The organism is Enterobacter sp. Bisph1, from assembly GCF_000814905.1.
Taxonomy (GTDB): domain Bacteria; phylum Pseudomonadota; class Gammaproteobacteria; order Enterobacterales; family Enterobacteriaceae; genus Kosakonia.
Genome location: NZ_JXAG01000037.1, coordinates 43,158 through 61,280 on the forward strand (window position 1 = coordinate 43,158; position 18,123 = coordinate 61,280).

At 54.6% G+C, this 18,123-nt stretch carries 17 protein-coding genes; 9 read left to right on the top strand and 8 right to left on the bottom strand.

All coding sequences use genetic code 11. From position 1 onward, the window contains the following. Nucleotides 1–107 precede the first annotated feature (107 nt). The 4 genes from parC (at nt 108) to RW65_RS11905 (ending at nt 7,121) form a co-directional block, all read left to right on the top strand. Entirely contained in the window at nt 108–2,366 is a 2,259-nt protein-coding gene (gene parC, locus RW65_RS11890) for a DNA topoisomerase IV subunit A (protein WP_039056957.1), read from the top strand. Between the two features lie 237 nt (nt 2,367–2,603). Continuing rightward, nucleotides 2,604–3,341 (top strand): 1-acylglycerol-3-phosphate O-acyltransferase, encoded by a 738-nt coding sequence (locus RW65_RS11895; protein WP_039056958.1) that lies wholly within the window; start codon nt 2,604–2,606, stop codon nt 3,339–3,341. A gap of 67 nt (nt 3,342–3,408) precedes the next feature. After that, nucleotides 3,409–4,821, top strand: coding sequence for a cell division protein FtsP (ftsP, locus tag RW65_RS11900; protein WP_039056959.1), 1,413 nt, complete (start codon nt 3,409–3,411; stop codon nt 4,819–4,821). Nucleotides 4,822–4,940: 119 nt separating this feature from the next. After that, nucleotides 4,941–7,121, top strand: coding sequence for a YgiQ family radical SAM protein (locus tag RW65_RS11905; RefSeq protein WP_039056960.1), 2,181 nt, complete (start codon nt 4,941–4,943; stop codon nt 7,119–7,121). A 78-nt stretch (nt 7,122–7,199) separates the two neighbouring features. Here the strand turns inward: RW65_RS11905 and dkgA are convergent, their stop codons facing one another. Next, nucleotides 7,200–8,027 (bottom strand): 2,5-didehydrogluconate reductase DkgA, encoded by an 828-nt coding sequence (gene dkgA, locus RW65_RS11910; RefSeq protein ID WP_039056962.1) that lies wholly within the window; start codon nt 8,025–8,027, stop codon nt 7,200–7,202. A gap of 99 nt (nt 8,028–8,126) precedes the next feature. Then, a complete protein-coding gene (gene yqhD / locus RW65_RS11915) occupies nt 8,127–9,290 on the bottom strand; it encodes an alcohol dehydrogenase (protein WP_039056963.1) in 1,164 nt (387 codons plus the stop codon). Between the two features lie 194 nt (nt 9,291–9,484). On the opposite strand from yqhD, the gene RW65_RS11920 reads away from it, so the two are divergent. Further along, nucleotides 9,485–10,384 (top strand): AraC family transcriptional regulator, encoded by a 900-nt coding sequence (locus tag RW65_RS11920; RefSeq protein ID WP_039056964.1) that lies wholly within the window; start codon nt 9,485–9,487, stop codon nt 10,382–10,384. 31 nt (nt 10,385–10,415) lie between these two features. Here the strand turns inward: RW65_RS11920 and RW65_RS11925 are convergent, their stop codons facing one another. After that, on the bottom strand, nt 10,416–11,075 hold the full coding sequence (locus RW65_RS11925) for a DedA family protein (RefSeq protein WP_039056965.1): 660 nt from the start codon (nt 11,073–11,075) through the stop codon (nt 10,416–10,418). A gap of 117 nt (nt 11,076–11,192) precedes the next feature. Continuing rightward, on the bottom strand, nt 11,193–12,380 hold the full coding sequence (gene metC, locus RW65_RS11930) for a cystathionine beta-lyase (RefSeq protein ID WP_039056966.1): 1,188 nt from the start codon (nt 12,378–12,380) through the stop codon (nt 11,193–11,195). Between the two features lie 250 nt (nt 12,381–12,630). Between metC and exbB the strand changes: the two genes are divergently transcribed. Beyond that, nucleotides 12,631–13,362, top strand: a complete 732-nt coding sequence (exbB, locus tag RW65_RS11935; protein WP_039056967.1) for a tol-pal system-associated acyl-CoA thioesterase — start codon at nt 12,631–12,633, stop codon at nt 13,360–13,362. A gap of 6 nt (nt 13,363–13,368) precedes the next feature. Then, the gene (exbD, locus tag RW65_RS11940; protein WP_039056968.1) at nt 13,369–13,794 is read left to right on the top strand and encodes a TonB system transport protein ExbD; all 426 of its coding nucleotides are present in this window, start codon (nt 13,369–13,371) and stop codon (nt 13,792–13,794) included. A 61-nt stretch (nt 13,795–13,855) separates the two neighbouring features. Here the strand turns inward: exbD and RW65_RS11945 are convergent, their stop codons facing one another. From RW65_RS11945 to RW65_RS11955, 3 genes are all read right to left on the bottom strand, one after another. Continuing rightward, a complete protein-coding gene (locus RW65_RS11945) occupies nt 13,856–14,752 on the bottom strand; it encodes an SDR family oxidoreductase (RefSeq protein ID WP_039056969.1) in 897 nt (298 codons plus the stop codon). A gap of 113 nt (nt 14,753–14,865) precedes the next feature. Further along, nucleotides 14,866–15,300 carry a cytoplasmic protein gene (locus tag RW65_RS11950; RefSeq protein WP_197058885.1) on the bottom strand — a complete coding sequence of 145 codons (435 nt, stop codon included), beginning with the start codon at nt 15,298–15,300 and terminating at the stop codon, nt 14,866–14,868. Nucleotide 15,301: 1 nt separating this feature from the next. Further along, a complete protein-coding gene (locus RW65_RS11955) occupies nt 15,302–15,706 on the bottom strand; it encodes a hypothetical protein (RefSeq protein WP_039056971.1) in 405 nt (134 codons plus the stop codon). Between the two features lie 102 nt (nt 15,707–15,808). On the opposite strand from RW65_RS11955, the gene RW65_RS11960 reads away from it, so the two are divergent. Together RW65_RS11960 and RW65_RS11965 are read left to right on the top strand one after the other, a co-directional pair. Beyond that, nucleotides 15,809–16,315 (top strand): ESA_00282 family adhesion-associated protein, encoded by a 507-nt coding sequence (locus tag RW65_RS11960; RefSeq protein ID WP_039056972.1) that lies wholly within the window; start codon nt 15,809–15,811, stop codon nt 16,313–16,315. A gap of 85 nt (nt 16,316–16,400) precedes the next feature. After that, on the top strand, nt 16,401–16,895 hold the full coding sequence (locus RW65_RS11965; RefSeq protein ID WP_039056973.1) for a TIGR00645 family protein: 495 nt from the start codon (nt 16,401–16,403) through the stop codon (nt 16,893–16,895). Nucleotides 16,896–16,934: 39 nt separating this feature from the next. Here the strand turns inward: RW65_RS11965 and RW65_RS11970 are convergent, their stop codons facing one another. Then, entirely contained in the window at nt 16,935–17,975 is a 1,041-nt protein-coding gene (locus RW65_RS11970; RefSeq protein ID WP_039056974.1) for an aldo/keto reductase, read from the bottom strand. Nucleotides 17,976–18,123: the final 148 nt, after the last annotated feature.

Here is an 18,123-nt window from a genome sequence, read left to right on the forward strand (position 1 = left end):
GTGTGAAAAAATCGCGCATCGCTATGACTCCTCGCCGCAGATAAGGTAGTATCTGCGGCAATATTGCCGCCGCACAGGCGGGCGCATACGTTGAGGAATCACGATTAATGAGCGATATGGCAGAGCGCCTTGCGCTGCATGAATTCACGGAAAACGCATACCTGAACTACTCCATGTACGTCATCATGGATCGTGCGTTGCCGTTTATCGGTGATGGCCTGAAACCTGTTCAGCGTCGCATCGTTTACGCAATGTCCGAGCTGGGGCTGAACGCCAGCGCAAAATTCAAAAAATCCGCCCGTACCGTGGGTGACGTGCTGGGTAAATACCATCCCCACGGCGATAGCGCCTGTTACGAAGCCATGGTGCTGATGGCGCAGCCGTTCTCCTACCGTTATCCGCTGGTCGACGGCCAGGGTAACTGGGGCGCGCCGGACGATCCGAAGTCCTTCGCGGCGATGCGTTATACCGAATCCCGCCTCTCCAAATATGCCGAGCTGCTGCTGAACGAACTGGGGCAGGGGACCGTTGACTGGCTGCCAAACTTCGACGGTACGCTGCAGGAGCCAAGAATGCTGCCTGCGCGTCTGCCGAATATTCTGCTGAACGGCACCACCGGCATCGCGGTGGGCATGGCGACGGATATTCCGCCCCATAACCTGCGCGAAGTCGCTAACGCGGCGATTACGCTGATTGAACAGCCGAAAACCACCCTCGATGAGCTGCTGGATATCGTGCAGGGGCCGGACTACCCGACGGAAGCGGAAATCATCACCCCGCGCGCGGAAATTCGTAAAATTTACCAGAACGGGCGCGGTTCAGTACGCATGCGCGCGGTGTGGAAAAAAGAGGATGGCGCGGTGGTGATCACCGCGCTGCCGCACCAGGTTTCCGGCGCGCGCGTGCTGGAGCAAATCGCCAGCCAGATGCGCAATAAAAAGCTGCCGATGGTCGACGATCTGCGTGACGAATCCGATCATGAGAACCCGACGCGGCTGGTGATCGTGCCGCGCTCCAACCGCGTGGATATGGAGCAGGTGATGAACCACCTGTTCGCCACCACCGATCTGGAAAAAAGCTACCGTATCAACCTGAATATGATCGGCTTAGATGGTCGTCCGGCGGTGAAAAACTTGCTGGAGATCCTTACCGAATGGCTGACGTTCCGTCGCGATACGGTACGCCGCCGCCTTAATCATCGTCTGGAGAAAGTGCTCAAGCGCCTGCATATCCTTGAAGGTTTGCTGGTGGCGTTTCTCAATATCGACGAAGTGATCGAAATCATCCGTACGGAAGATGAGCCGAAACCGGCGCTGATGTCGCGCTTTGGCATTAGCGAAACGCAGGCGGAAGCGATCCTTGAATTAAAACTGCGCCATCTCGCTAAGCTGGAAGAGATGAAGATCCGCGGTGAGCAGGACGATCTGGCGAAAGAGCGCGATCAGCTGCAGGCGATCCTCGCTTCCGAGCGCAAAATGAACACCCTGCTGAAGAAAGAGCTGCAGGCCGACGCCGATGCATTCGGCGACGATCGCCGTTCGCCGCTGCATGAGCGTGAAGAAGCGAAAGCGATGAACGAGCACGATATGCAGCCGTCCGAACCGGTGACGATTGTGCTGTCGCAAATGGGCTGGGTGCGCAGCGCCAAAGGCCATGATATCGACGCGCAAGGCCTGAGCTACAAAGCGGGCGACAGCTTTAAAGCGGCGGCGAAAGGGAAGAGCAACCAGCCGGTGGTGTTTATTGATACCACCGGGCGTAGCTATGCCATCGACCCGATTACGCTGCCTTCCGCCCGTGGCCAGGGCGAGCCGTTAACCGGTAAACTGACGTTACCGCCGGGTGCCACCGTTGAGCATATGATGATGAGCAATGAGAACCAAAAACTGCTGATGGCTTCCGATGCGGGTTATGGTTTCGTCTGTACCTTCAACGATTTAATCGCCCGTAACCGCGCCGGTAAGACGCTGATCAGCCTGCCTGATAACGCCAAAGTGATGCCGCCGCTGGAGATTGAGGACGACAGCGATATGCTGCTGGCGATCACCGCCGCGGGCCGCATGTTGATGTTCCCGGTCAGCGATCTGCCGCAGTTGTCGAAAGGGAAAGGGAACAAGATTATCGGGATCCCTTCCGCCGATGCGGCGAACGGCGTCGATAACCTTGCTCATCTTTACCTGCTGCCGCCGCAGAGTACGCTGACGATTCATGTCGGCAAACGCAAAATCAAGCTGCGCCCGGAAGAGCTGCAAAAAGTGCAGGGCGAACGCGGGCGTCGCGGTACGCTGATGCGCGGCCTGCAAAAAATCGACCGCGTTGACATTGACGCGCCTTCCCGCCCGGGCGCGGGCGACAGCGAAGAGTAATCTTCGCCGACGGGCTCCCCTCTTTCCGGTGGGGAGCTTTTTCTCAGTAAATTTCCCGTAAAGGCGTTGTTTATTCGTATATTGCGTTTAACATTACGTTTTTTTAATGGCCGCCTGCTTTTCGGCGGCCTTTAAAATAGCCCAGGCCCAATAATGGTCGACGGCGGTACAGCCAGCTTCAGCGTAATGTTCCTGGTATGTATATAATGCTCAAAGGTATGGGCTTTCGAGGTTACTATGCTATTAATTGTTCGCATGATTATTGTTGTTATTTATTCCATTCTGCTGTGTATCTTCGGATCTCTCTATTGTCTGTTCAGCCCGCGTAATCCTAAACATGTCGCCACCTTCGGCCACCTGTTTGGCCGCCTGGCACCGGTGTTTGGCCTGAAAGTGGAAACCCGTTTACCGCCCAATGCCGCCCAGTTTGGCAATGCGATTTATATTGCCAACCACCAGAACAATTACGATATGGTGACGGCGTCCAGCATTGTGCAGCCGCCAACCGTCACCGTCGGTAAAAAGAGCCTCCTCTGGGTGCCTTTTTTTGGCCTGCTTTACTGGCTGACCGGTAACTTGCTTATCGATCGCAATAACCGCGCGAAAGCCCACGGCACCATTGCCGAAGTGGTGAAGCATATCCAGAAACGTAATATTTCCGTGTGGATGTTTCCTGAAGGGACCCGCAGCCGCGGCCGTGGCCTGCTGCCGTTTAAAACCGGGGCGTTCCATGCGGCGATTGCCGCCGGTGTGCCGATCATTCCGGTATGCGTTTCCACCACCTCGAATAAAATCAAACTGAATCGCCTGCGCAACGGGCTGGCGATTGTTGAGATGTTGCCCCCCATCGATATCTCCCAGTTTGGTAAAGATCAGGTGCGCCAGCTGGCGACCCACTGCCACGAACTGATGGCGGCGAAAATTGCCGAACTCGATCAAGAAGTGGCAGAACGCGAAGCCACCGGCAGGGTTTAATACTATTTCGCATCACCGGAGGCGATTCCGCCTTCGGCGCATTAAGTCAGTTTTACACGGAGCAAATATGTCACTCAGTCGGCGTCACTTTCTTCAGGCATCCGGGGTTGCGCTTTGTGCCGGCGCGGTGCCGCTGAGGGCTAATGCTGCCGGAAAGCAGCCGCCGCTACCTGTGCCTCCGCTGCTGGAATCCCGGCGCGGCCAGCCGCTGTTTATGACGCTACAACGCGCGCACTGGTCCTTTGTGGCCGGAACGCGGGCGCAGGTTGCCGGTATCAATGGCCGCTATCTGGGGCCCACCATCCGCGTCTGGAACGGTGATGACGTTAAACTGATTTACAGCAACAGGCTGGCGGAAAACGTGGCGATGACCGTCAGCGGCTTGCAGGTGCCAGGCCCCCTTATGGGCGGCGCACCGCGTATGATGACCGCTAATAACGACTGGGCGCCGGTGCTGCCCATCCGCCAGAGCGCCGCCACGCTCTGGTATCACGCCAATACGCCGAACCGCACCGCCCAGCAGGTTTACAGCGGGCTTGCCGGGATGTGGCTGGTCGAAGATGAGATCAGCAAATCCCTGCCGATTCCCAACCACTACGGTGTAGATGATTTCCCGATTATTATTCAGGACAAACGGCTGGATAACTTTGGCACGCCGCAGTACAGCGAGCCGGGCAGCGGCGGTTTCGTTGGCGATACGCTGATGGTTAACGGCGCGCAAAGCCCGTATGTTGAAGTGTCACGCGGCTGGGTGCGCTTGCGTTTGCTGAATGCCTCCAACTCGCGCCGTTATCATCTGCAAATGAGCGATGGCCGCGCGCTGCATGTTATTTCGGGCGATCAGGGATTCTTATCCGCGCCGGTTTCCGTCAAGCAGCTGTCGCTGGCCGCAGGCGAGCGCCGGGAAGTGCTGGTGGATATGACCAACGGTGATGAAGTGTCGATCACCTGCGGTGAAGCAGCGAGCATTATGGACCGGCTACGCGGTTTCTTCGAACCGTCGAGCATTCTTATTTCAACGCTGGTGTTGACGCTGCGCCCGACCGGCCTGTTGCCGCTGGTCACCGACACGCTGCCGATGCGCCTGCTGCCGTCCGATATTCAGCCCGGTACGCCAACCCGTAGCCGCGATATCACCCTGGGCAGCGATCCGGGCATTAACGGTCAGCTATGGGATACGCAGCGTATCGACATCACCGCACAGCAGGGCACCTGGGAGCGCTGGACGGTACGTGCGGAAATGCCGCAGTCGTTCCACATTGAAGGGGTGATGTTCCAGGTGCGTAACGTCAACGGCGCGCTGCCGTTCCCGGAAGATCGCGGCTGGAAAGATACGGTATGGATAGACGGGCAGGTGGAGTTACTGGTGTGGTTTGGTCAGCCTTCATGGCCACATTTCCCGTTCCTCTATCAAAGCCAGACGCTGGAGATGACCGATCGCGGTTCGGTGGGACAACTGTTGGTCAACCCCGCGCCATAACGCGCCAGGCCTGCAAGCCGCACTTCGCAGGCTTTGACAAAATCGCCCTTCATTTCATGCCAGTTTACGGCGTATAATCGCCGCCCTTTGATGATTTTTTTACCACTTTTGGAAGTAAGATGAGCGCAATATCCCTGATCCAACCGGATCGCGACCTTTTCTCATGGCCCCAGTATTGGGCGGCCTGCTTTGGCCCGGCACCTTTTTTGCCGATGACGCGCGAAGAGATGGATCAACTTGGCTGGGATAGCTGCGACATCATTCTGGTAACGGGCGATGCTTACGTTGATCACCCGAGCTTCGGGATGGCGATTTGCGGACGCATGCTGGAGGCGCAAGGTTTCCGCGTCGGCATCATTGCCCAGCCGGACTGGAACAGCAAAGACGACTTTATGCGTCTGGGTAAACCGAACCTGTTTTTTGGCGTCACCGCCGGAAATATGGATTCGATGATCAACCGCTACACCGCCGATCGTAAGCTACGTCATGACGATGCTTACACGCCCGATAACGTTGCGGGTAAGCGCCCGGATCGCGCCACGTTGGTCTATACCCAGCGCTGTAAAGAGGCGTGGAAAGAGGTACCGGTGATCCTCGGCGGTATTGAAGCCAGTCTGCGCCGTACCGCTCATTATGATTACTGGTCCGATACCGTGCGCCGCTCGGTGCTGATCGACGCAAAAGCCGACATGCTGATGTTCGGCAACGGCGAGCGCCCGTTGGTAGAAGTGGCGCACCGTCTGGCGGCGGGTGAACCTATTGCGCAGATCCGCGATGTGCGCAATACCGCGATTATCGTCAAAGAAGCGCTGCCGGGCTGGAGCGGCGTTGACTCTACGCGCCTTGATACGCCGGGTAAAATCGACCCTATTCCCCATCCTTACGGCGAAGATTTACCCTGCGCTGATAACAAACCCGTCGAGCCGAAAGCGCAAGAAGTTAAAACGGTTACCGTGCAGCCGCCGCGGCCAAAACCGTGGGAGAAAACCTACGTTCTGCTGCCCTCCTTTGAAAAAGTGAAGGGCGATAAAGTGCTGTATGCGCACGCATCACGCATTTTGCATCATGAAACCAACCCCGGCTGCGCCCGCGCGCTGCTGCAAAAGCATGGCGATCGCTATATCTGGATCAACCCGCCGGCGATCCCGCTGTCCACCGAAGAGATGGACAGCGTGTTTGCTCTGCCGTACCAGCGTGTGCCGCATCCCGCTTACGGCAAGAGTCGCATCCCGGCTTATGATATGATCCGTTTCTCCATCAACATCATGCGCGGCTGCTTTGGCGGCTGCTCGTTCTGCTCCATTACCGAGCATGAAGGGCGCATTATTCAGAGCCGTTCAGAAGATTCGATCATTAATGAGATCGAAGCGATTCGCGACTCGGTACCGGGTTTTACCGGCGTTATCTCCGATCTGGGTGGGCCGACGGCCAACATGTATATGCTGCGTTGCAAATCGCCGCGCGCCGAGCAGACCTGCCGCCGTCTCTCCTGCGTCTACCCGGATATCTGCCCGCACATGGATACCAACCATCAGCCCACGATCAATCTTTATCGCCGCGCCCGCGATCTGAAAGGCATCAAGAAGATCCTTATCGCTTCCGGTGTGCGTTACGATCTGGCGGTGGAAGATCCGCGTTACGTCAAAGAGCTGGCGACGCACCACGTCGGCGGGTATCTGAAAATTGCCCCGGAGCATACCGAAGAGGGGCCACTGTCGAAGATGATGAAACCGGGCATGGGCAGCTACGATCGCTTTAAACAGCTGTTCGATACCTATTCGAAAGAGGCGGGGAAAGAGCAGTATTTAATTCCCTATTTTATCTCTGCGCATCCTGGTACGCGCGATGAAGATATGGTCAACCTTGCGCTGTGGCTGAAGCGTCACCGCTTCCGCCTGGATCAGGTGCAGAACTTCTATCCGTCGCCGCTGGCCAATTCGACGACCATGTATTACACCGGCAAAAACCCGCTGTCGAAGATCGACTATAAGAGTGAAGAAGTGGTGGTGCCGAAAGGCGATAAACAGCGCCGCCTGCATAAAGCGCTGCTGCGTTATCACGATCCCGCCAACTGGCCGCTGCTGCGCCAGGCGCTGGAAGCGATGGGTAAAAAGCACCTGATTGGCTCGCGCCGTGAGTGCCTGGTGCCTGCGCCAACGCTGGATGAGATACGCGAAGCGCGCCGTCAGAACCGGCATACGCAGCCGGCGTTAACCAAGCATACGCCGATTGTTCATCAGCGCAGCAACGGTAAAAACGCGGCGGCACCGGCCAAAAAACGCACCCCGCGCGTACGTTAAGCGCAAAAAAATCCCGGCCTTTCGCCGGGATTTTTATTGTCTGTGCCGTTAGCCCGCCAGGGGCTTTAACGCCAGCACTCAGCCACCAAACTGATCCGGGTCCGGCCCCAGCCGTTTCCCCTGATCCAGCTTCGCAATCTCACTCAGTTCATCTTTATCAAGGCGGAAATCCCAGACGCTGAAGTTTTCAGCGATACGCGCAGGCGTAACGGATTTCGGGATCACCACCAGGCCGCTGTCGAGATGCCAGCGGATAACAATCTGGGCAGGTGTTTTGCCGTACTTATCCGCCAGATCGCGGATAACTTTCTGATCGAATACCCCTTCGCCGCCCTGCGCCAGCGGGCTCCAGGATTCCGTTTGAATTTTATGCGTCGCATTCCACGCATGCAGTTGGCGCTGCTGCATCAGCGGATGCAGCTCAATCTGGTTAACCACCGGGATCACGCTGGTTTCATCGATGATCTTTTGCAGATGGTGAATCTCGAAGTTACATACGCCGATACTTTTAACCAGCCCCTGCTTTTGCAGCTCGATCATGCCCTGCCAGGCCTCAACGTAATGATCGATTGCCGGAACCGGCCAGTGCATCAGGTAGAGATCGACATAATCCAGCTGCAGTTTCTGCAGGCTGGTTTTCAGCGCTTCGGCGGGGCGTTGCTGATCGTCATTCCACAGTTTGGTAGTGATAAACAGTTCATCACGCGGTACGCCTGCGCTGGCTAACGCGTTGCCAACACCCTCTTCGTTCTTATAGGCGGCGGCGGTATCAATTGAGCGATACCCGACTTCCAGCGCCTTATGGATGGCGGTTACCACTTCCTCGTTGCTCGCTTTCCACACGCCAAGTCCCAGTTGTGGCATCACATTGCCGTCAGACAGCTTAATCACGGTTGGATGTGTCATGCATTTCTCCTTTGTAAGCTTACCGGGACGAGCCCGGTAAGGTGGGGTGCATTAATTGTGGTCGAAAAACCCAAAAACGGAAGGCGAAGAGGTGAGACCTTAGCGCGCCGCTTCGTAAATACGGCGGCTCACCTCAAGAGTAATATCCTGATGTTCGCCAAGTTTCGTCATCCCATGCTCTTCCAGTTTAGCCAGCAGCGCCGGAATGGAGCTGCCGTCGAGGCCATAACCCGACAGACGGGTTGGTACGCCCATACGCTCGAAGAAGTTGCGTGTTGCTTCGATAGCCGCATCGATGCGCTCGCTTTCTGAACCTTCAGTGATGTTCCAGACGCGCTCTGCGTACTGCAGCAGTTTTTCACGTTTGGTATCGCGTTTTTCATTCCATAGGGCAGGCAGCACCACCGCCAGCGTCTGGGCATGATCCAGCCCGTGCATTGCGGTCAGCTCATGGCCCAGCATATGGGTTGCCCAGTCCTGCGGCACGCCCGCGCCGATAAGGCCGTTCAACGCTTGCGTCGCCGCCCACATAACGTTGGCGCGCACATCGTAGTTTTCCGGTTCCTGCAACGCTTTCGGGCCCTCTTCGATCAGCGTCAGCAGAATGCCTTCTGCAAAGCGATCCTGAATTTTACCCGCGACCGGGTAAGTGACGTACTGCTCAACGGTATGAACAAAGGCGTCGACCACGCCGTTCGCCACCTGGCGCGGCGGCAGGGTAAAGGTGTAAACCGGATCCAGCACCGCGAACACCGGCTGTACGAAGGCAGAGTGGAAAGCCTGTTTATCGCCGGTCGCTTTACGCGATACCACCGCGCCAGCATTGGATTCAGAACCCGTTGCCGGCAGCGTCAGCACGGAGCCCATCGAGATAGCGCTTTTGATTTCGCTCCCGCGGGTCTGCAGGATATGCCAGGGATCGATGCCGTCGGCATAGTGTGCCGCTGCGGCAATAAATTTAGTGCCATCCAGCACCGAGCCGCCGCCCACCGCCAGCAGGAAGGTGATATTTTCCGCTTTCACCACCTGTACCGCTTTCATCAGCGTTTCATAGGTCGGGTTCGGTTCGATACCGCCAAATTCAAGCACGTCCAGCCCTGAAAGGGCGCTGTAAACCTGGTCGAGCACGCCGTTTTTCTTTACGCTGCCGCCGCCGTAGGTGATCAACACGCGCGCGTTAGCCGGAATTTGTTCACGCAGATTGGCGATAGCGCCTTTGCCAAACAGGATGCGGGTCGGGGTATGTAAATTAAAACTGTTCATTGTGCGTTCCCTTCTGATTGAGGTTAAAGAGCGGTGGCGATGTTTTGCCTGATGGGGTTTATTGTGGGCGCGGGCCCGCGCGCCCTCAATGCACATTCCTGCCTATGTCTTGCCTGTTTCTCCATGTCACTGGAGAAAATGTGCAAAACTTTGCACACTGTGCGGGTCAAAATTGTTTGCCGGAGTGGCGAAAAATGAAGCGTGAAAAGATTTGTCTGCAGCTGACGGATAAAATTAAGCATTTGAAAATAAATGAAAACAAGCTAAGCGCTCTGCTGCCGGATATCCGTTTGCTGTACGGCACGCAGCCGGGAACCCGCACGCCGGTAATGTATCAGCCGGGGATCGTGTTTCTCTTTTCCGGGCACAAAATTGGTTATATCAATGAAAGAGTCTTTCGTTATGACACCAATGAATATTTGCTGCTCACCGTGCCGCTGCCTTTTGAGTGCGAAACCTTTGCTACGCCGGAAGTGCCGCTGGCAGGGATCCGCCTAAATGTCGATATTTTACAGCTGCAGGAACTGCTGATGGACATTGGCGAAGATGAACACTTCCGTCCCGATGTGGCGGCCAGCGGCATCAACTCGGCGGTGCTCTCGGAGGAGATCCTCTGCGCCGCTGAGCGGCTGCTTGATGTGATGGAGCGCCCGCTGGATGCGCGTATTCTTGGCAAACAGATTATCCGTGAAATGCTCTATCACGTGCTGACGGGGCCGTGCGGCGGCGCGCTGCTGGCACTGGTCAGCCGCCAGACGCACTTTAGCCTGATAAGCCGCGTGCTCAAACGCATTGAAAGCCAGTACACGGAAAACCTCAGCGTCGATCAGCTGGCGGCGGAGGCCAATATGAGCGTTTCGGCGTTTCACCACAACTTTAAGTCGGTGACCAGCACCTCGCCGTTGCAATACCTGAAAACCTACCGGCTGCATAAGGCGCGGATGTTAATGGTGCACGACGGCATGAAAGCCAGCGCGGCGGCCATTCGCGTGGGCTACGAAAGCCCGTCGCAGTTTAGCCGTGAGTTTAAGCGTTATTTTGGCCTGACGCCGGGAGAAGATGTGGCGAGAATTCGCACCATTCAGGGGAACTAACCGTCCCCTCTTCACAGGAAGAGGGGGAATGTTACGCGTTACTGTATTTTTTCTTCAGCACTACCGTGACCGCACCAATCAGGCCGACCACCAGCAGGAATAGTGGCAGCACCATCAGGAAGGTCATCACCTGATCTTCATGGCGTTTCACAAACGGGATCATGCTAATGGCGTAACCCAGGGAAGTGACGGCGCCTACCCACAGCAGCGCGCTCAGCCAGTTGAAAATCTGAAAGCGGCGGTTAGAAAGGCCGGAAATCCCCGCCATTGTCGGTAACAAGGTGCGCACAAAAGCGAGAAAACGTCCCGCCAGCAGCGCCAGCAGACCGTGGCGATCGAACATACAGGTCGCCCGCTCATGGTATTTCACCGGCAGCTGCGACAACCAGCTTTTCACCACGCGCGTATTGCCAAGCCATCTTCCCTGCAGATAGCTCAGCCAGCAGCCGAGGCTGGCGGCGGAAGTCAGAATGGCTAAGGTCGCGACAAAATCCATGCAGCCGCGCGCAATCAGCGCACCGGCCAGCAGCAGCAGGCTGTCACCGGGCAAAAACGAAGCAGGAAGCAGGCCGTTTTCTAAAAAGAGTGTGGCAAACATCACTAAATAAACAACACCGACAACATGCGGATTTGCCAGCGCAGCAAAGTCGTGATGCCAGAGCGCAGCAATAATATCTTGAATAACAGCCATGGACTTTCCCGTGGAACAGCGTAGAGGAAGCTATTGTACTCCAGTTAGCCTGAAACACCTTGATCGGGGGCGCAAGAAACATAGAATTTTCCTAATTCTTACGCCCGTAAACCTGGTTTAGACGATGCGCTGGAAGCCTGCCACTAAATCCTCAATCAGATCGTCAACATTCTCTAAACCAATGTGCAGCCGGATTAATGTGCCAGCAAAATCAATCTCGCCATCGGGGCGAATCGCCGCCAGCTGTTCCGGTTGGTTAGCCAGGATCAACGATTCATAGCCGCCCCACGAGTAAGCCATGCTGAACAGCGAAAAGTGATCGAGATAGTTTGCCAACTCGTCGTTGTTTAGCCGCTTATTCAGCACAAACGAGAACAGGCCGCTGCTGCCGGTAAAATCCCGCTGCCAGAACTCATGGCCTTTACTGCCGGGCAGCGCCGGATGATTGACGCGTGCCACCTGCGGATGGGTCGCCAGCCATTCGGCGATTTTAAGGCTGCTTTCATGATGCTGGCGCAGTCGTACACCCAGCGTACGTAAGCCGCGGCTGGTCATATACGCCGTATCGGCATCGACCATCTGCCCCATTAAATAGGCATTTTCACGCAGTTGCTCCCAGCAGCGGGCATTGGCGACCGCCGTACCGATCATACCGTCGGAGTGGCCAATCAGATATTTGGTTGCCGCCTGAATCGAGATATCAATATCAAACTCCAGCGCCTTAAACAGAATGCCCGCTGCCCAGGTATTATCAATCATGATAATCGCCTCCGGGGCGACGCTTCTCACCGCCTGCACAATCGCCGGGACATCGTGAACTTCCATAGTGATCGAGCCGGGAGATTCAAGGAACACCACTTTGGTATTAGGCTGAATCAGCCGCACAATGCTTGCGCCAATCATGGGGTCGAACCAACTGGTAGTAACCCCCAGTTTGGCAAGAATTTTCGTGCTGAAATCCTGACTCGGTTCATAGGCGGTATTGGTCATCAACACGTGATCGCCTTGTTCAACGAAGGCCAGAATGGTATTCGCCACCGCCGCCGCGCCGCAGGGAAAGAGGGCGCAACCCGCGCCGCCTTCCAGCTCACACATCGCCTCCTGCAATGAAAAGTGCGTGAGCGTACCGCGCCGCCCGTAAAACAGCTCGCCGTTTGCCCGGTTACGGGTGGCGTGTTTTTTGGCTTCAACGGTGTCGAAAACCAGCGAAGAGGCGCGCTGAATAACGCTATTCACCGAACCTTGCGTATACTTTTTGCTGCGCCCTGCGTTAACCAGAGCGGTATCAAGATGCTTTGCCGTCATTATTGCTCAACCTGTTTTTATACGTCTGGATGTCCAGACTACCATGATTGTCGACGGTTGCCTCACAGAGTTAACGCGGCGGATAAATTTTTCCAGAAAATGGACATTGGCGTTTGTTTACTGCGTAAGCGCAAAGAAAATGACTTTTTACTCAGGCACTATGCGAATACTAATGAGAACCACTATCAATTCGACGACTTTTTGATATCATGACGCACAGATTTTGTGATTTGCGTCTCGGAGATACAGTGTGGGTAATAATTTGATGCAGACGGATCTTTCCGTGTGGGGCATGTATCACCATGCCGACATCGTGGTGAAAGTGGTAATGATTGGCCTGATTCTGGCTTCTGTCGTCACCTGGGCGCTATTCTTTAGTAAGAGCGTTGAGATGATTTCGCACAAACGCCGCCTCAAACGTGAGCAGAAGCTGCTGGCTGAAGCCCGTTCCCTTAATCAGGCGAGTGAGATTGCCTCCGCTTTCCCGGCGCGCAGCGTAAGCACCCAGTTAATCAACGAAGCCCAGAACGAGCTGGAACTCTCCGCAGGTAGCGAAGATAACGAAGGTATTAAAGAGCGTACTGGTTTTCGTCTGGAACGGCGCGTTGCTGCGACTGGCCGCTATATGGGCCGCGGCAATGGTTATCTTGCGACGATTGGTGCCATCTCTCCTTTTATCGGTCTGTTTGGTACCGTTTGGGGCATCATGAACAGCTTTATCGGTATTGCACAAACGCAAACCACCAACCTCGCGGTAGTAGCACCGGGTATCGCGGAAGCGCTGCTGGCAACGGCAATCGGCCTGGTAGCGGCTATCCCGGCGGTGGTTATTTATAACCTCTTCGCCCGCATGATTGGCAGCTATAAAGCGACGCTTGGCGATGTCGCCGCGCAGGTTCTGCTGCTGCAAAGCCGCGATCTGGACCTCGCTGCCAGCAACGCACAGCCGGTTCGCACCACGCAAAAATTACGTGTAGGTTGATGGGTTATGGCTTTACGTCTTAATGAAAACCTCGACGATAACGGCGAAATGCACGAAATCAACGTCACGCCCTTTATCGACGTTATGTTAGTGCTGCTGATTATCTTTATGGTCGCCGCGCCGCTTGCCACGGTTGATGTCAAAGTTAACCTGCCGGCATCGACCAGCCAGCCGCAGCCGCGCCCGGAAAAACCGGTTTACCTGTCGGTAAAAGCGGATAACTCGATGTATATCGGCAACGATCAGGTCACCGATGAGACGATGATTAGTGCGTTGAATACGCTGACCGAGGGTAAAAAAGACACCACCATTTTCTTCCGTGCGGATAAAACCGTCGAGTACGCCACGATGATGAAAGTGATGGATACGCTGCATCAGGCAGGGTATCTGAAAATCGGCCTGGTGGGCGAAGAAGTCACCAAAGCGAAGTAATAAACTAATCGATTAAAAAAGCTGGCAGGTGCCAGCTTTTTTTATACCTGCATCAGGCCATTTAACCTAAATGTTCGCCGCCCGTCACGCCATGTACTTCGGCGGTAACGTAGCTCGACTCCTGACTTGCCAGATAGACATAAATCGGTGCCAGTTCAGCAGGCTGCCCGGCGCGTTTAAGCGGGGTTTGCTGACCAAACGTTGGCAGTTTCTCCTGCGGCTGACCGCCCGCAATTTGCAGCGCTGTCCAGATAGGGCCGGGGGCGACAATGTTGACGCGAATCCCTTTCTCAGCCACCTGCTTCGCCAGCCCGCGGCTGAAGTTAAGAATTGCCGCCTTGGTTGAGGCATAATCCAGCAGGTGCGTACTCGGTTGATACGCCTGAATAGAGGATGTGGTGATGATGCTTGAGCCTGGCGGCAGCAGCGGCACGGCTTCCTGGGTCATCCAGAACAGCGCAAACACGTTAACGGTATAGGTCTGGATAAACTGCTCGCTGGTGATATTGGCAATCTCTTCCACCGCAACCTGTTTACCCGCCACCAGCGCCAGAATATCCAGCCCGCCGAGCTGCTCTTTCGCCTTGTGCGGCAGCGAGCGTGCGAACGACTCATCCGTCAGATCGCCTGGAATTAATACCGCTTTGCGCCCGGCGGCTTCGATTTGCGCTTTCACCTGCTGCGCATCTTCCTCTTCCGCCGGTAAATAGTTGATGGCGACATCCGCGCCTTCGCGTGCATAGGCGATGGCCGCCGCGCGACCGATACCGGAATCGCCGCCGGTCACCAGCGCCTTACGCCCTTTTAACCGCCCGCTGCCGACATAGCTGTTCTCGCCGCAGTCGGGCACCGGATCCATCTTCGCCTGCACGCCCGGCGTTGGCTGCAGCTGCTTGGGGTATTCACCGGTATAATACTGGGTGGTGGGATCCTGCATTTTCGTCTGATCATTTGACATAAAGTACCCTCCATTACGGTTGTTCAGTACTTAAGGGTAGAAGCTTGCGCTGAGATTGCCGCGAAATTCAGGATTATCGTAGAAGTGCGCATCAAAGCAGGGGAGGGGAGGTTCTACTTAGCGTTTGTCGCGCTGTGGGCGGCGACCTCTTCTTCCAGCGCCACGGTGGTGACGTTCGAGGTGCGGTATTCACCATCGCTCAATTTACGGCTCAATCGCAGCGTAGCCGTTTCCCGCGCCAGAATGTATTGGTAATTGGCTTCCAGGCGACCCATGATTTTTTCCTGCAGTTCCGGTTTCTGCTCGATGATGGCATCGATTACCGCACCGTAGATCTCTTCTTTAACCTGTAGCGGATAAATTTCTCGCCGGTTCTGCCATTTCAGACGTACCAGCGCCGCAGGAATAGACACCAGCTCGCGGGCGATACGCTGGACAGTTTCGTTTTTGCTTAATATCAGCGCCTCTCTATTTTGCTTTAAGATAAATTCATCGCTTTTTTTGTTATCTAAAGCTAAATAGACATTATTATTATCGACGTCTTTCATATTACTCACCCGCCAGCTTATAAAAAATGGGTGCATCCTTTTCTCGGGTAATGAGGTTAAGCCAAATCTCATTGCCTGCGTCGTTAATTTGCTGCGTTTTTTCGTTAATGATTTGGCTTAATGACTGAGCATCGATCTCGCCTTCCGCTTGTAAATCATTAAGTAAGCGGGCAAACGTTTCAATTTTAACCACGCGTAATAGCCGCTCTTTTATATGGCGATCGCGCTCTTCAAGCAGCATATTTTTCGACTGCCCGGTGCGGCTTCCATTGGCTAAAATATCGTTAGCGTATTCCTCGAGCGTTCTTTTACCCTGAGTTAAATTAGTATCTTTTTGTTCTTCTCCGGGCACGGGTTCAGCGGCAGAAATGTGAAAACGTGCCGGGACAAGATTCTCGGGTAGCATTTCCAATGTCCTTTAATATCAACAGAGAAGAGAGGTTTCAGGCGTGAGGTTCGTTGACAATATCATGACGCACTTTTAAAATCAAAAAAAAGGAGCCTGCTGATGAACAGTATTTTTTATTCTGTTATTGCTTTATTGCTGCTCACGGGCGGCGTTCTTATATTGATGCGCGAGTACAATAAAAATAGTTCCCTGAGTGAAATTGATAAGTTACCTGCACCGCCGCAGCTGTTGTCAAAAGAGGAAGGTGAAGATCATTTCTCGGTGCTAATGAATGCGATTACCCCGGTATGGTACTGGCGCGTTAATCATGAATATATTGATTTTCTTCATGCGACAATTAAGCGCATGAATATGGCAGAGTTAAATAGCACGCCGGGCTTATTTGAAGCGCAGCGTCGCTGTAGCGATCTCAATTCGGCGGTATATAAGTATTACGATAATATAAAGAAACGCTGCGTCAACGGTGAAAAAGTCCCGCATGCGGATCTCGATGTGCTCAACTTACGCCAGTGTTTTCGTGAATTCAGCATGGAAGCCTATCCGGCGCTGGTGGTGCTGGTCTGGCCGGAGTATCAGCGGCCGTGGGTAATTCCTGACGAAGTGTGATTTATGTAGCCTGCATGTTGCGGATTTTTTGCCCGGCTGAGATATACTGAGCGTCGGTTTGCACCCTAAGGAGATTTTACGCAACATGGAACGCTTTCTGGAAAAAGCAATGTATGCCTCGCGCTGGTTGCTCGCCCCCGTTTACCTCGGCCTCTCCCTTGGCCTGCTCGCACTGACGGTAAAATTCTTTCAGGAGATTTTTCACATTCTGCCCGGTATTTTCGGCCTGGCGGAAGCGGATCTGATCCTGACGTTACTGTCGCTGGTGGATATGACCCTGGTTGGCGGTTTGCTGGTGATGGTGATGTTTTCCGGCTACGAGAATTTCGTCTCTCAGTTCAATATTGCCGAGCATAAAGAGAAACTGAACTGGCTGGGCAAAATGGACGCTACATCATTAAAAAACAAGGTAGCGGCGGCGATTGTCGCCATCTCATCCATTCATCTGCTGCGCGTGTTTATGGATGCCAAAAACGTCCCGGACAATAAGCTGATGTGGTATGTGATTCTGCATCTGACGTTTGTGCTATCCGCTTTTATGATGGGCTATCTGGACAGAATTACCCGCAGCAAGGAATGAGCCTTTGGCCGGGCAGCATCGCGCCGCCCGGCCTGCATGCTACTTATCAGATGACGCCTGCCACAGATTCAATTCACCATCGGCAACATGCTGGTCAATCTGCGCTAACTCCTGTGCGCTAAACGTCAGGTTATTCAGCGCCTGAACGTTCTCTTCCAGCTGTTCCGGTCGGCTCGCGCCAATCAGTACCGAGGTGACGCGGGCGTCTTTTAATAGCCAGCTTAGGGCCATTTGTGCCATCGTCTGGCCGCGGCGTTGCGCCATTTCATTTAACAAGCGCAAGCTGTTCAGATTGCTCTCCGTCAGCATCTTCTCCGTCAGACCCCGCACTTTTTTACCTTCTCGCTGCATGCGTGAACCGTCCGGTATTCCGTGCAGATATTTGCCGGTCAGCAGACCCTGCGCCAGCGGCGTAAAGGCAATGCAGCCCACGCCGTTATCTTCCAGCGTATCCAACAGACCGGTTTTATCCACCCAACGGTTCAGCAGGTTATACGAGGGCTGATGAATCAGTAACGGAATTTTCCACTCGCGCAGCAGCGCCGCCATTTGTTGTGTACGCTCCGTTGAATAAGAGGAGATGCCGACATACAACGCTTTGCCGCTTTGTACCGCCTGCGCCAGCGCGGCGGCGGTCTCTTCCATCGGCGTTTTTTCATCTACGCGATGGGAGTAGAAAATATCCACGTACTCAAGGCCCATACGTTTCAGGCTTTGATCGAGGCTGGCCAGCAGGTACTTACGCGACCCGCCGGAGCCGTAAGGGCCGGGCCACATATCGTAACCGGCTTTAGTCGAGATAATCAGTTCATCACGGTATGCCGCAAAATCCTCGCGCAGCAGGCGGCCAAAGTTCTCTTCCGCGCTGCCCGCAGGCGGGCCGTAGTTATTGGCTAAATCAAAATGGGTGATGCCTAAGGAAAATGCTTTACGCAGCAGTGCGCGCTGAGAGTCTATGGCCTGTCCATGACCAAAACTGTGCCATAAACCGAGAGAAAGTGCGGGCAGCTGCAGGCCGCTTTTACCGCAGTAGCGGTACTGCATCTGTTGATAACGATCCGGGTTGATAGTGTCAGGCATGATGTCTCCTCTCATTTTTATCTTCTTTATTAATTTTCGAAACAGCGTTTCTATCTTACGTCCGTTTTTTCATACTGCAAAAGAGGGTAACCACAGATAACTCTTTTTTTGATGCCGGGCGGTGCGCGATGTTTAAGCCAGGCTAGTA